Source organism: Nakamurella alba (assembly GCF_009707545.1).
Taxonomy (GTDB): Bacteria; Actinomycetota; Actinomycetes; order Mycobacteriales; family Nakamurellaceae; genus Nakamurella; species Nakamurella alba.
In genome coordinates, this window is the sequence record NZ_WLYK01000006.1 from 227,687 (window position 1) to 241,617 (window position 13,931).

Here is a 13,931-nt window from a genome sequence, read left to right on the forward strand (position 1 = left end):
CCTCTCGGGCGGTACCCCGCAGGTGCCGCCCGGGCGGGCGGCACCTGCGGAGCGGATCACTGGACGGACAGGTACCGGAAGTACGGCAGTGCGTCGTCGGGCTGGGTGATCCCGCTGACGTTCGGGTTGGACACCACCAGGTAGTTCCGGGCGTACAGGTAGGCCATCGGCGCCTCGTCGATGGCGATCTGCTGCGCCGTCTGCGAGAGCCCGTCCCGGGTGGCCACGTCGGCCTCGGAGATCGCCTCGGTGAGAGTGCTGTCGATCTCGGCGTTGTCGAACCCGGTGTAGTTCACGAAAGAACCGGAGCTGAGCAGGAAGAACATCTGGTAGACGGCGTCCTGGCCCCACGAGTACCACTCGCCGAGGAACATCTGCAGCTGCTTCTCACCCAGCTTCTGGGTGTACTCCGAGCTCTGCAGCTGCTCGACGTTCAGCGTGACACCGCCCTCCTGCAGCGCACTCTGGATGAAGGTGGCGGACTCCACCGAGGTGGGATCGGCGGCATTCACCGACAGGGTGAGCGTCAGGTCGGACACGCCGGCCTCGGCCAGCAGCGCCTTCGCCTTCGCCACGTCGGTCGGGTAGGCGACCTTCGTGCCGTCGGGATCCAGCGAGGAGGCCATCGGGTAGGGCGCCGGGCCGTAGGCGTCGTTCGCGAAGCCCTGCATGACCTCGGTACGCAGCGTGTCGTAGGGCACCAGGTACGAGATCGCCTGGCGCACCCTGACGTCCTTCAGCACCGGGTCGGCGTTGTTGAAGCCGAGGTAGGCGAGCTGGCTGGCGGAGCTGGCAGTCACCTTGACCGCCGCATCGCTCTCGGCCTGCTTGGCCAGCTTCGGGGTGAGCCCCATCGCCAGGTCCAGCTGACCCTGCTGCAGCGCCAGGTACTGCTGATTCGGGTCCGAGACGTTCTTCACCGTCACGGTTTCCGGCGCCGCCGAGGTGTCGCTCGCGGTGTAGGCCGGATTCTTGGCAAGCACGATCTCCGCGTCACCGGGCCAGCTCTCGACCACGTACGGGCCGGATGACACGTTGTTCTTGGAGAAGTACGCGGTGGCCCAGGGGTCGTCCGCGGTCTTGTTCGCCTCGCCCACGGCCTTCGGCAGGATGCCGAAGATCGGGAAGGACAGGAACTTCTCCATCAGCGGCGCCTCGAACTGCGTGGCGATGGTGAGCGTGGTGTCGTCGACGGCCGTGATGTCCGTCGTCTCGTCCTCGATGCCGATGTACACCTTGAACGCGTTGGCGTAGCTCTCCGGCGACAGGCTGCGCTGCAGCGTGTACACGACATCCTCGGCGGTGAGCGGGGTCCCGTCCTGGAACGTCAGCCCCGGCTTGAGCGTGATGGTCAGCAGGGTGCCGGCCGCGTCCCACTCGAGCGACTCGGCGAGCTCGGGCTGGTAGGTCGCATCGCCGACCAACAGTCCGTCCTGCTCGGTGTACTCCTGCGACACCAGGGTGCCGTAGATGTTGTTGGTGATCATGAAGCCTGTGTTCGACTTGAAGACGATCGGGTCGAGGACGCCGACGGCCCCGTAGCCGATGATGACGTCCTTCGAGGGGGCGGCCCCTCCGGACGAGGCGCCGCTGCCGGCGGCACTCGAGCCGGTCGACGCCCCGGACGTACCACCGGAGGTCTCGCTGGAGGACGAACAGCCGGCGACGAGCAGGGCGGCCGCGGTGGCGACCGCGACCCCCCTCGCGACCCGGACAGCGGTACGGCGGATCATGGGCATTCTCCTGGGAACGGGCGTGCACGGGACACCCGCGGGCCGGGACGGCCTGCGGGGTAGGGCAACTCACTGCGTGGTGGTGCGGTCAGCCTTCCTGCAGCCGGCGGACGGCCAGTTCCGCGAGGAAGGAGGCGATCTGCGGGACGACCGAGTCGTCGAACCGGACGTCGGCCGAGTGGTTGGTCGGCAGCACCGAGTACGGCGGCGGGCCGGCCGCGGCGCCGACGAGCACGAAGGCGCCGCCGGTCTGCTGCAGGAACAGCGAGAAGTCCTCCGCGATCATCTCCGGGAAGGCCATTGCCCGGTGCTTCTCCGGCCCGAACAGGTCGGCCACCACCTTCTCCACCAGGACCGCCCCGGAGGCGTCGGTGATCGTCGGCGGCAGGTCGGCCGTGGTCACCGCGTCGACGGTGAGACCGTAGGCGCCGGCGATGGACCGGCTGATGTCGACGATCTGCGCCTCGGTGGACCGGGCCCGCTCCGCGGTGGTGGCGCGCAGGCTGATCCGCAGCACGGCATCGTCGGGGATGACGTTGCCGGCCGTCCCCGCCACGAGCGATCCGACGGTGGCGACGATCGGGTCGCCCGGCGAACTGCGTTGGGCCACCAGGGTCTGGATCGCGGTGACCACCAGCGCCGCGGTGGTGACCGGGTCGAGCGCCTGGTGCGGCCGGGCGGCGTGGCCGCCGCGGCCGTTGATGGTGAGGGTGAAGTTCGAGGTGGCACCCATGACGGCACCCTCCCGGCACTGGAAGGTGCCGGGCTCGCAGTAGGACAGCACGTGCACGCCGTACGAGGCCACCGGCAGCTCACCGGTGGTGAGCAGCACGCCCTCGTCGATCAGCAGCTGGGCCCCGCCGGCGCCCTCCTCGCCGGGCTGGAAGACGGCCAGCACCGTGCCGGCCAGTTCGTCACGCCGGCCGGCGAGCTCGTGGACCGCGCCGACCAGCCCGGCCATGTGCAGGTCGTGACCGCAGGCGTGCATGTTCTCGTTGTCCGAGGCGAACTCGAGATCGCCACGTTCCCGCACCGGCAGTGCGTCCATGTCGGCCCGCAACAGCACCGTCGGACCGGGGCGGTCACCGCGGATCACCGCAGTGATGGCCGAACTGCTTTCGTAGCAGCGTATCTCCAGCTCGAGGCCGGTCAGCGCAGTGAGCAGTTCCGCCTGCGTGCGGGGCAGGTCCAGTGCGAGTTCCGGCATGGAGTGCAGCCGTCGGCGCAGCGCGACCAGGTCGGGCGCAGGGACCACCCCGGTCACCACGTCTTCATCGCGGCGCCGAGCCGTCCGATGTCCTCGACCATGGTGTCGACGGAGATCGGCGCCAGGGCGACCTCGCCGCAGCCGGCGGCGCCGAGCTCGGCCATCCGGTGCAGGCAGCTGTCCAGGTCGCCGCTGATGGTCAACGCGTCGATCCACGAGTCCGGCATGTCCCGGGCCAGCGCCTCGGCGCCGCCCTTGCGCAGCTCGGCCAACTCCTCGTTGATCCCGATCGCCCCGGTCATCGGCCCCGGCTCCCCGGCCGCCAGGTACATCGCGACCACCGGCCGGGCCTTGAGCCTGGCCTCCTCGACCGTGTCGGCGAGGCTGAACAGCGCGAACGTCGAGATCGGTGTGTCCGCGCCGCTGCCGGCGGCGGCCATCAGACCGGACTGGGTGCCGACGAACTCCGGGGTGGAGAATACCGACAGCAGCAGTCCGTCGGCGATCTCACCGGTGAGGGCCGTCATCTTCGGTCCGGTGGCACCAATGTAGACCGGCGCGACCTCGGCCGGCGGGAACGCCAGCTGCACCTTGTCGAAGGTGAAACCGCCGTACTCACCGGACACCTCGGCCCCGGACAGCAGCAGCCGGACCGACTCGATGTAGCCGCGCATGGTGCCCAGCGGCCGCGCGTGACCGATGCCCTGCTGGTCCAGCCAGCTGTTCACCCCGCTGCCCAGGCCGAGCCGGAACCGGCCGGGGTGGGCAGCGCTGAGGGTGCCGGTCTCCATCGCGGTGAGCGCGGGGTGCCGGACGAAGCAGGAGAGCACGCCGGTCCCGACCTTGAGAGTCTCGGTCGCGCCGAGCACCACGGCGGCGCCGGAGATCCCGCCGGTGAGGAAGTAGTCCTCCGAGCACCACACGGAGTCGAAGCCGTTCGACTCCAGGGCGCGTGAGACGGTGATCAGCTCGGACGGGTGGAAGTTGCTGCCGAGCACGAAACCGACGGCAGGGTGGGTCATCTGGTGGCCTCTCGGAGGATCTCGTCGGATCCGAGGTCGATGGTGCCGATCTCGTGGAGTCCGTCCACGAAGCGGGCGAATGCAGGTCGGGTGCGCAGGACGTCGGCGGCGAGGGCGATGCCGTCGGCACGACGGTCGGCCCGCAGCAGCAGCACCGCCTGCCACAGGGTGGCCTCACGGTCCGCGCCGAGGGTCCGCTGGGCGCCGGCCAGCGCGGCCAGCGCGGCCTCGAGCTCGTCTCCGGTCACCGCATCGGAGCCGGTGACCAGGCCGGGCGCGAAGACCGCGCCGAAGAAGATGTCGTAGGCCCGCTTGACGGCCAGGTCCCGGCGCAGTCCGGCCAACGGGTCCACCGCGAAGTCCACCCGGAGATCGAGCGACGTCCCGAGCCAGGAGCCGGCCGGCCGCTCCGCCGAGATGATCCGCAGCGCAGCGGACATCGTGCCGCGGGCGTCGCCGCCGGCGGCCTGTCCCGCGTCGAGCGCACCGAGCAGCCGTTCCGCGAAGTCACCGTCGCCGGTGACCGCGGCCAGGGTGGACGGCAGCACGTCGTCGGTGGCTAGCATGTTGCCGATCGCGATCGCGCCGTCGCCGACCACCGCACCGCAGGACGGCACGCACTGCCGGCCGGTGAAGTGGGCGACGTTCCCGGCCGCGTCCATCAGCGCCACCTGTCGGATCTCCCGCGCCTCGTCGACCGCCAGCAGCTTCTCGAGCGCCTCCTGCACCGGCACGCCGGCCTCGATCAGGTCGAGACCCTGCGGACCGTAGGACACCTCGACGAACGACTGGGTGGCGACCACCCCCACGCCGGGCCGGGTGTGGTCGGCCACCGGGCCCACACCGAAGGCGTGGGTGGTGGTCGCGATCCCCAGATCTCCGGTCGCCGGGTCGCGGGCGATCACGGTGAAGGTCATGCCGCGGCCTCGCCGGGCTCCGCCGCGTCCAGGTGCGGCAGCAACAGGGCAAGGGTGCCGGTCGGGTCCTCCAGCGCCGGCAGGTGACCGACACCGGCCATCTCCACGAAGGTCCCGCGGACCGCATCGGCCATCAGCCGGCCGTGCGCGGGCGTGCAGGTGGCGTCGAACTCGCCGTTGACGATCAGAGCCGGGCAGCGGACCGCCGGCGCCCACCGCGAGGCGTCGGAGGCGATGGTCGGACCCCACAGCGCGCGGATGGTGTCCAGCCCGTGCCGGTTGGTCAGATGGTGCACCGTCGCAAGGATGTCGGGTGCCGTGCCGGGTGCCGTCGCATCGACGGCCACCTGCTCGAACGCCTTCTCCACCCCCAGGTCCTCCATCATCGCGATCAGCGCAGGGGTCTCGCCCGGCGGCGCCGGGGTGGAGAACAGGCAGCCGCCGAAGGACGCGAGCCCGGTGACCACCTCGGGCAGTTCACCCGCGAGGCCGACGATGATCGCGCCGCCGAGCGAACCGCCGACCAGGTGCAGTCGGTCCAGGCCGAGGGCGAGGATGACGTCGCGGTGGTCGGCGACCCAGGCCTCGACCCCGTACTCAACGCTGTCCGAGGACTCCCCGTGGCCGGCGGAATCCACGGCGTAGCAGACCCTGTCGACCGCGATCTCGCGGATCACGTCGAGCCAGAACTCCTTGCGCAGGTTCGTCGGGTGGACGAACCAGACCGGCGTCTTGGTGGTCGGCGTCTCCGGCCCGACCACCATCACCGAGATGGTGTTGCCGCTGCCAGAGGCGACGACGGTGCGGTACCGCAGCATCAGGAGGCGCCGACGGTGTCGAGGTCCAGCTCGTACGGGACCGGGCCGCTGTAGGTGGTGTGCCCCAGGCCCCGGGCATCGGTGGCCTCGGCGATGGTCTTGCTCGGCGGCACCTCGTCGCCGTCGGGCGCCGGCGAGCAGTGGAAGTGCCACATCGACCAGGTCGGGTTGCCCTCGCCGTCATTGCGCTTGTAGACCTCGGTCGCCCGGTAGCGGAGCCGGTGGTGCACGGGCTCCGGCAGGTCGTTCCCGTCCGCGTCACGCAGCTCGATGTGCGGGAAGATCCCCTCGGACACCACGTAACCCATGTCCCCGCTGACGTCGACCCGCAGCACCTTGTCCTCGGCGAGACCGAAGGTCGAGGTCCTGGCGTAGAACTGCCACAGCTCGTCCAGCTCGTCCACGCCGAAGTACGGGTGACCGTTCAGGTTGTACATCAGGTAGGTGTCGGTGCCGCTCGGGAACACCGTTCGCATCAGCGGGATGTTGACGTTGTAGTTCGAGTAGAACCACGTGGTGTGCAGACGCAGCAGTTCGGTCTCGTCCGCCGAGAAGTTCTGGGTCACAGCAGTGTTCCTCCATCGGATGATCCGCAACGGCGGCGCTCCGACGCGCCCGCCTCTTCGGTGTAATGAAGTTACAACGCCGTCCCGGCACTCATGGTTTCGTTCTTGTAACGTCCTTACACATCACTGGTGCCCGGACGACGAAGGGCCCGGCCGTGGCGGCCGGGCCCTTCGGGTGGAGCGATCGGGACGTCAGACGGGGACGCCCAGCCTGCGGTGGAAGCCGTCGGGGATCTCGACGGTGTCGGGGGTGAGTTGGTCGATGGATTTCAGGCCGAGCCCGAGGAGGGCGGAGTCGATGCCGCTGCGCAGGATGTCCAGGACGTTCCCGACGCCGGCTTCGCCGTTGGCGGCCAGGCCCCAGAGGTAGGCACGGCCGATCATCACGGTCCGGGCGCCCAGGGCGAGGGCCTTGACGACGTCGGAGCCGCGGGTGATGCCGCCGTCAAGGGCGATCTCGAGCTGGTGGCCGACGGCGTCGGCGATAGGCCCGAGGCAGCGGATCGGGGCAGGGGTGCCGTCGAGGTTGTTGCCGCCGTGGTTGGACACGGAGATGGCGTCGGCGCCGATGTCGACGGCCTGCTTCGCGTCGTCGATCCGGCAGACACCTTTGATCATGAACGGCTTGCCGGAGATCTGTGCCCAGGTGTCCCGCATCCAGGCGACGTCGTTCCAGCTGGGGGGTGGGGTGGTCATCCACTCGTAGTAGGCGCCAAAGAACGTCGGGCCCTTGGCCTCGCCGGGTTTCGCGAGGTTGGGTGCGGTGAGGTCGGGGATCTTCCCCGACCTGCCGAACTCGTACAGCCAGCCGGGTTTGGTGATCACCTTGGGCGCCATCCGGATCATGGTGCGCAGGTCGACCTTCTCCGGGATCTCCGGGCTGCCCCAGTCCCGGCCCATGGAGAACGACCAGTCCAGGGTGGCGATCAACGCCTTCGCGCCGGCGTCATGGGCGCGTTGCATGCGCTGGATCATGACGTCGCGATCGCCGGTCCAGTACATCTGGAAGAAGGTCCTGTCGTTGGCGGCGGCGACCTCCTCGACCGGTTTCGAGGCGAAGTTGGACAGGCCCATGATGGTGCCGCGGGAGGCGGCGGCCCGGGCGACGGCGACCTCGCCGTCGGGGTGCACGGCCTGCACCCCGGTGGGGCTGATGATCACCGGAAGCGAGATGTCCTGCCCGAGGAACCGTGTCGCCATCGACCGGTCGGCCTGGTGGCCGGCCACGTGCGGTGCGAACTCGATCAGCCGGAACGCGTCCTGGTTCCCGGCCAGCGACTGGCCCCGCTCGGACCCGGCGACCAAAGCGCCGAACACCGGCGCCGGCAAACGCTTGCGGGCCCGCTCCCGCGCCACCGCGACCGACTCGAACCACGGATTGGGCTTCCACGGGTTCGCCAACCAGGCCGGCCGGTTCACCGCCGCACCCCGGAGTCCGCGGGAAGCATGCCGGCGACCGGGCTCTCGTCGCACATGGAGACCGGCGTGCGGCGGAACAGCGTGAGCATGACCGGACCGTTCCGCAGCGGCTTGCTGTGCGAGTGATCGAGCGAGGGTTTCGGTGGCAGACCGGGTTCCACCTTCGACAGCGCCAACTCGCCGTAGCCTTTCACACATTCCGGGTCCGGACCGTCCAGCGGCAGACCGGTGAAGAACTTCGCCGCCATGCACCCGCCCCGGCAGGCATCGAACGCCGAGCACGACGCACACGCACCGCCCGACTGCGGACGGCGCAGCTCGGTGAACAACTCCGACGTCCGCCACACCCCGGCGAAACCACCCGTGTCGCGGACGTTCCCGGCCAGGAAGTTCTCGTGGATCGCGAACGGGCACGCATACACATCACCCACCGGGTCGATCAGGCACACCACCCGACCGGCCCCGCACAGGTTCAACCCGGGCAGCGCCTCACCGAATGCCGCCAGGTGGAAGAACGAGTCCCCGGTGAGCACGTTCTCCCCGTTGGCGACCAGCCAGTCGTAGAGCTCGCGCTGCTGCGCGGCGGTCGGGTGCAGCTCGTCCCACACGTCCGCACCCCGGCCGGCCGGCCGCAGCCGGGTCAGCCGCAGCTGCGCGTTGTACCGGTCGGCGATCGCCTTGAACTCGTCCAGCTGGCCGATGTTCTGCCGGGTGCACACCACCGAGATCTTGAAGTTCACGAACCCGGCGGCGGCCAGGTTCTCCATCGCCCGGATCGCGGTGTCGAACGAACCGCGACCGCGGACGAAATCGTTGACCTCCGCGGTCGCGCCGTCCAGCGAGATCTGCACGTCCACGTAGTCCGAGGCCGCCAGCCTGCGCGCCACCTGCGGGTTGATCTTCACCCCGTTGGTGGAGAACTTCACCCCCACCTTGTGCGCGGTGGCGTAGTCGACCAGCTCCCAGAAGTCCGGCCGCACAGTGGGTTCCCCACCGCCGATGTTCACGTAGAACACCTGCATCCGCTCCAGCTCGTCGATCACCGCCTTCGCCTCCGCCGTGGACAGCTCCCGCGGATCCCGCCGGCCCGAACTGGACAGGCAGTGCGCACACGCCAGGTTGCAGGCGTAGGTCAGCTCCCACGTCAGGCAGATCGGCGCATCCAGGCCGCGGGAGAAGTGCTCCACCAGCGGCAGCACCGCGGGCGGTCGTTCGAGGGTGGTCATCGGTGACGCTCCCTGATGGTCCGGGTCGCCGTCAACGTCCCCAGGGCCGCTTCGAAGGAGGCCAGCCGACGGGGATCATCGATCCCCGCCGCCACACAGGCCTCCCGGGCAGACGGGAACCGGGACAGCGACCGCACAACGGTCACCAGCGTCGGGTCCTTCAGGAAGGACAACCGACGGGTGCTGAACGAGTACAACAACGCGCCGAACGGCTCCGGCCGCACCTCCACGGAGGGATCCAGCTCGTAACCGCGACCGGCGTCGAAGAGGTCAGTAGACACCGCACATACCGTCGATCGAGACGTCCTCGACGAGCAGGTCCTGGACGACCAACTGTGACTCGTCGGTCTCGGTGTCGTTCTGGTCGGTGGCAACGGGGGCGACTGCGGTGTCGGACATGGATTCCCCTGACGTGGGTCCGGATGAGGCCGGGGCCGGGTCGGCGACCGGTTCCTCCGGACCCTAATTGGCACCGGGTGCCGATTGTCAAGGAAGTCTGAGATAATCTGTCGTGGAACGGATGTCGACCCTCACCGGTCCCGTCCGGGATGACGGGACACGACCTGCCCGATCGGTCAGGTCACCCCGTGGGCATCGTCGCCGAAAGGAGGAGCGCATGGCGGAGACCGGGCGGCCGGCGGTGACCAGCAGGGCCGAGCTGGAACGGATCTGCCTGGTCATGTTCGCCGATCGGGGCTTCGACGTGACCTCCGTCGACGAGATCGCCGCGGCGGCGGGGATCGGCCGGCGCACCTTCTTCCGCTACTTCCCGTCGAAGAACGATGTGGTGTGGGGCGATTTCGACGGACAACTGCAGCAGTTCACCGCCTGGTTCGACCGTTGCCCACCTCAGGTGCCGGTGTCGACGGCGATCCGCGACGCGGTGCTGGACTTCAACACCTTCGACGACGCGGCCACCGCATCGCTGCGGATCAGGATGGCGGTGATCCTCGATTCGCCTGCGCTGCAGGCGTACTCGACGTTGCGCTACGCTGCCTGGCGGGCCGTGATCGCGAACTTCGCCGCCCGGCGGCTCGGCGGGATCGAGCAGGACCTGCGTCCTCGCACGCTCGGCCATGTGGCGTTGGCGGCCTCGATCGCCGCGTACGAGCAGTGGCTGGCGGACGGGGACTCGGACCTGTTGCCGCTGCTGCGTGAGTCCCTGGAGACCGTGTGCCCGACGAGTGGGGAGAACGCATGACGAACGACAGGAGTCGGCCGTGGGCGGTCGTCACCGGGGCGGCCCGGGGGATGGGGCGGGCGGTGGCGCGGCAGTTGGCGGTGGCCGGGTTCGACCTGCTGCTGCTGGACACACCGTCGCCGGACCTGATCGAGGGCCTGGGCTACCGGCTGGCCACGGCCGACGAGCTGACCGACACCGTCCTGCAGTGCGAGGATTTCGGCGCCGCCGTGGTGGCGTTGCCGGTCGACGTGCGGGACGCCGCCGCCGTGTCCGCCGCGCTGGAACACGTGCCGGCAGGCCGGTTGCAGGCCGCGGTCGCGGTGGCCGGGATCATCGGCGCCGACAAACCGGCGTGGGAGTTCACCCCGGCCGAGTTGGACCTGGACCTGTCGGTCAACCTGCACGGCGTGGCCAACCTGGCCCGCGCCGCCGTCCCCGCTCTGCTGCACGCCCCCGGCGGGCACGGCCGGTTCGTCGCTGTGGTGTCCACCGCCGGCCAGACCGGCCTACCACGCCTCGCCGGGTACGTGGCCGCCAAACACGCCGCACTCGGCTACATCCGCGCCCTGGCCGCCGATCTCGGCCCGCACGGCGTCACCGCCAACGCCGTGCTGCCCGGATCCACCCGCTCCGCCCTGCTCGACCACTCCGCCCACGTCTACGGCCTGCCCGACAAGGAGGCCTTCGCCCCCCACCAGCGCCTGCAACGGATCCTGGAACCCTCCGAGATCGCCGCCGCCGTCGCCTTCCTCGCCAGTCCCGCATCGTCGGCGATCACCGGCGCGGCGATCCACGTCGACGGAGGATTCGTCGGATGACCAGCACCTGGTCGTTGACGCCGGGCACCCGGTGGCTGGACCGCCACACCCTGGCCGGCGGCGCCCCCTACCGTCTCATCACCCTCACCCCCACCGGCTCCGGCCTGCTCCGCGAGAAGGTCCTCGACCGCCCCGGGCACGACCTGCCGGCGGCGATGACCGAGGTGCTGCGCCGCCTGGAAACCGCCGGCCTGGTTCAGGCCCCCACCCCACCGGCCGCCGGGCACCACGACGTCACCCTGGTCATCCCTGCCCGGTCCCACCCCGACCCGCTCCGGGCCCTGCTCGCCCGGCTGCCCGCCGACCTGCCGGTGACCATCGTCGACGACGGATCCCCCACCCCCCTCGCCGTTCTCGCCGACCAGCGCCCGCACACCACCGTGCTGCGCCACGAGACCTCCCGCGGCCCGGCCGCCGCCCGCAACGCCGGCGCCGCACTCGTCACCACCGGCTGGATCGGATTCCTGGACGCCGACACCCTGCCCGACCCCGACTGGATCGACCGGCTCCTGGGCCACATCCAGCACACCGACCAGACCGGCGCCGGGAAAGTGGTGCTGGCCGCACCGCGCATCCACGCCCTGCCCGGCACCGGCACCTCCGCCTGGTTCGAACAACAAGTCTGCGCCCTCGATCTCGGCGGCACCCCCTCCGACGTCGGCATCGGCCTGCCCGTCTCCTACGTCCCCTCCGCCGCCCTCCTCGTGGCGACCGACGCCTTCCGCGCCGTGGGCGGGTTCGACGAGGACATGCACGTCGGCGAGGACGTCGACCTCGTCTGGCGCCTCGCCACCCACGGCCGCATCCGCTACCTCCCCGACATCGCCGTCGCCCACCGCCCCCGCGGCACCCTGACCGCCGCACTGGCCCGCCGCGTCGACTACGGCCGCTCCGCCGCCGACCTCGGCCGCCGCCACCCCGGCGCCCTGCGCCACGTCGACATCTCCGCCTGGTCCTTCGCCCCCTGGGCCGCCGCCATCCTGATCCACCCCGCCGCCGGCGCCGCCCTCGCCGCCGCCACCACCGCCATCGCCATCGCCCCCTGGGGCATGCCCGACCTGTCCCCCGCCCACGCCCGCCGCCTCGCCGCCACCGGACACCTCCGCGCCGCCGGCGCCCTCGGCCGCTGGCTCATCCGCCCCCTGTGGCCACTCACCGCAGCGGTCGCGCTGGCGCATCCCCGCACCGGAGGGCGCCTCGCCCTGGCCGCCGCCGCGGGCCTGGCCTACCTGACATCACTCGAGATCCGCGAGAAACGCCCCCTGACCCACATTCCCGGATCACTGCTGGCCCGCACCCTGGACGATCTCGCCTACAGCATCGGCGTCTGGCACGGCGCCGTCCAGCAGCGCACCACCGAACCGCTGCGCCCCCGCATCCGCGACCTGCCCCGGATCGGCAGGTGGCGGCGTGCCTGAACCGCTGCACCACGCCCGCTGGCCCGACATCGCCGCCGCCCAGCGGACCCTGCTGCTCTGGCCGATCGGCTCCACCGAACAACACGGCCCGCACCTGCCCATGGGCACCGACACCCTCATCGCCCAGGCCCTCGCCGACGCCGCCCACCAACTGTTCCCCGCCACCGGGCTCGCCCCCGCCCAGCCCGTCGGCGCCAGCGGCGAGCACGAACACTTCCCCGGCACCCTGTCCATCGGCACCCCCGCCCTCACCCAGATCGTCGTCGAGTTCGTCCGGCACGCCACCCGCCACTGGGCACACGTCCTGATCATCAACGGCCACGGCGGCAACCACGACGCCCTCCGGGAAGCCGTCACCCTGCTCACCTACGAGGGCCGCAGCGTCCACGTCCACCACGCCACCCACCCCGACGCCGACCCCCACGCCGGGCATCACGAGACCTCCCTGCTGCTGCACCTGCACCCCCACCTCGTCCGGACCGACCTCGCCGCACCCGGGAACACCACCCCCATCAGCGATCTCATGCCCGCACTCCGCGCCGGCGGCACCGCCGCCGTCGCCCCCAACGGCATCCTCGGCGACCCCACCCACGCCACCGCGGCACACGGCCGCAGCATCTTCCACCAGATGCTGCGGCCACTGCTGACGACGGTGCACGCGCTGTTTCAGGGCGCCGGGATCACCGTCCGCCCCCAGGTGCCGTTCACGATCGCCGAGGCCGACAGGAACAGCGCCACCACGGCGTCGAGCACCAGCACGTAGCCGGAGAACTGCGCCAGCCCGGCGTTGCCGGCAAACGTGGCGATGGTCAGGATCCAGAACGTCGCGGTCAACAGCGCGAAGATCAGGGTGATGGTGCGAGTGGTCCGTGTTGCCGCGAGCAGCATGTAAGTGGTGAACACCGTCCACGCCAACAGGAACCAGGCCAGGATGTCGTTCGCCGCGGCCGCGTCCGGCACCTGCGGCAGGAACACCGAGACCAACAGGCCGAAGGACAGCCAGAACCCGGCGTAGGTGGTGAAGACGACGCCGGCGAACTGCTCCCCACGCCGGAAATGGATCACCCCGGCGACGATCTCGGTGAGGAAGCCGAGCGCGAAGGCGAGGGCCAGCACGCCCGGCGTCGCCGCTGCGGCCACCCAGCCTGCGTTCACCGCCCCGAGCACGAGCGCCGAGATGCCGAAGCTGGCCAGCCCCAACGGCAGCGGATCGCCCCAGGTCGGTGGTGCGGCCGGCGCAGCGGCGGCCGTGGTGGCTGGGGCGGGCAAGGTGTCCGTCATGGGTCGCTCCTTTGCGATACGGGACAGGTGAACCGGGACGCTGCCACCGTGCGGGCAGCTCCGGCAGTCCGGGATCCGGAACGGTCGGACCGGCCCGCTCCGGATGGAGGGGACGGACGGGCAACGGTCCCGCCGAAGGAACAGGTCCGCGGGCGACCACCTACCCGATCGGGCAGGTTCCACCCCGCCGCACGCAGCGTTCCTGCAGCGGGGTGGCGGCGTAGTCTCGGTACCTCGGACACCGGCACGGCGCAGTGGCGGTCCGCCGGATACGGCAGCACCCCGGTCCGGCCGGCCCCGTTCCACCACCGGTCACGGCAGGA

At 70.7% G+C, this 13,931-nt stretch carries 15 protein-coding genes; 4 read left to right on the forward strand and 11 right to left on the reverse strand.

What is annotated here, in order from left to right; genetic code table 11:
* Window positions 1–56: 56 nt before the first annotated feature.
* From GIS00_RS16190 to mftA, 10 genes are all read right to left on the reverse strand, one after another.
* Window positions 57–1,733, reverse strand: a complete 1,677-nt coding sequence (locus GIS00_RS16190) for an ABC transporter substrate-binding protein (protein WP_154769477.1) — start codon at window positions 1,731–1,733, stop codon at window positions 57–59.
* A gap of 88 nt (window positions 1,734–1,821) precedes the next feature.
* Window positions 1,822–2,997 (reverse strand): M20 metallopeptidase family protein, encoded by a 1,176-nt coding sequence (locus tag GIS00_RS16195; protein WP_322098026.1) that lies wholly within the window; start codon window positions 2,995–2,997, stop codon window positions 1,822–1,824.
* On the reverse strand, window positions 2,994–3,962 hold the full coding sequence (locus GIS00_RS16200; protein ID WP_154769478.1) for an LLM class flavin-dependent oxidoreductase: 969 nt from the start codon (window positions 3,960–3,962) through the stop codon (window positions 2,994–2,996). The genes GIS00_RS16195 and GIS00_RS16200 overlap by 4 nt, the downstream gene beginning before the upstream one ends.
* A complete protein-coding gene (locus GIS00_RS16205) occupies window positions 3,959–4,879 on the reverse strand; it encodes a DUF1028 domain-containing protein (protein ID WP_154769479.1) in 921 nt (306 codons plus the stop codon). Before GIS00_RS16205 ends, GIS00_RS16200 begins: the two co-directional genes overlap by 4 nt.
* Entirely contained in the window at window positions 4,876–5,697 is an 822-nt protein-coding gene (locus GIS00_RS16210; RefSeq protein WP_154769480.1) for an alpha/beta fold hydrolase, read from the reverse strand. The genes GIS00_RS16205 and GIS00_RS16210 overlap by 4 nt, the downstream gene beginning before the upstream one ends.
* The gene (locus GIS00_RS16215; protein ID WP_154769481.1) at window positions 5,697–6,263 is read right to left on the reverse strand and encodes a nuclear transport factor 2 family protein; all 567 of its coding nucleotides are present in this window, start codon (window positions 6,261–6,263) and stop codon (window positions 5,697–5,699) included. Before GIS00_RS16215 ends, GIS00_RS16210 begins: the two co-directional genes overlap by 1 nt.
* Window positions 6,264–6,455: 192 nt before the next feature.
* Window positions 6,456–7,682 (reverse strand): pre-mycofactocin synthase MftD, encoded by a 1,227-nt coding sequence (mftD, locus tag GIS00_RS16220; RefSeq protein WP_322098027.1) that lies wholly within the window; start codon window positions 7,680–7,682, stop codon window positions 6,456–6,458.
* Complete coding sequence (gene mftC, locus GIS00_RS16225; RefSeq protein ID WP_154769482.1) at window positions 7,679–8,908, reverse strand: mycofactocin radical SAM maturase; 1,230 nt, start codon at window positions 8,906–8,908, stop codon at window positions 7,679–7,681. The genes mftD and mftC overlap by 4 nt, the downstream gene beginning before the upstream one ends.
* Window positions 8,905–9,189 (reverse strand): mycofactocin biosynthesis chaperone MftB, encoded by a 285-nt coding sequence (gene mftB / locus GIS00_RS16230; RefSeq protein WP_322098028.1) that lies wholly within the window; start codon window positions 9,187–9,189, stop codon window positions 8,905–8,907. Before mftB ends, mftC begins: the two co-directional genes overlap by 4 nt.
* Window positions 9,179–9,307: a mycofactocin precursor MftA gene (gene mftA, locus GIS00_RS27780; RefSeq protein ID WP_230313683.1), complete on the reverse strand. Its 129-nt coding sequence runs from the start codon at window positions 9,305–9,307 to the stop codon at window positions 9,179–9,181. The genes mftB and mftA overlap by 11 nt, the downstream gene beginning before the upstream one ends.
* A 217-nt stretch (window positions 9,308–9,524) precedes the next feature.
* Here mftA and mftR point away from each other — a divergent pair, with 217 nt between their 5' ends.
* From mftR to mftE, 4 genes are read left to right on the forward strand one after another with little or no spacing between them, the layout of a single operon-like run.
* Window positions 9,525–10,109 (forward strand): mycofactocin system transcriptional regulator, encoded by a 585-nt coding sequence (mftR, locus tag GIS00_RS16235; protein ID WP_154769484.1) that lies wholly within the window; start codon window positions 9,525–9,527, stop codon window positions 10,107–10,109.
* Entirely contained in the window at window positions 10,106–10,909 is an 804-nt protein-coding gene (locus GIS00_RS16240) for an SDR family oxidoreductase (RefSeq protein WP_154769485.1), read from the forward strand. The genes mftR and GIS00_RS16240 overlap by 4 nt, the downstream gene beginning before the upstream one ends.
* Window positions 10,906–12,327, forward strand: coding sequence for a mycofactocin biosynthesis glycosyltransferase MftF (gene mftF / locus GIS00_RS16245; protein ID WP_154769486.1), 1,422 nt, complete (start codon window positions 10,906–10,908; stop codon window positions 12,325–12,327). The genes GIS00_RS16240 and mftF overlap by 4 nt, the downstream gene beginning before the upstream one ends.
* Complete coding sequence (gene mftE, locus GIS00_RS16250; RefSeq protein ID WP_322098029.1) at window positions 12,320–13,090, forward strand: mycofactocin biosynthesis peptidyl-dipeptidase MftE; 771 nt, start codon at window positions 12,320–12,322, stop codon at window positions 13,088–13,090. The genes mftF and mftE overlap by 8 nt, the downstream gene beginning before the upstream one ends.
* Here the strand turns inward: mftE and GIS00_RS16255 are convergent.
* Entirely contained in the window at window positions 12,994–13,608 is a 615-nt protein-coding gene (locus tag GIS00_RS16255; protein ID WP_154769487.1) for an acetate uptake transporter, read from the reverse strand. The genes mftE and GIS00_RS16255 overlap by 97 nt on opposite strands.
* Window positions 13,609–13,931: the final 323 nt, after the last annotated feature.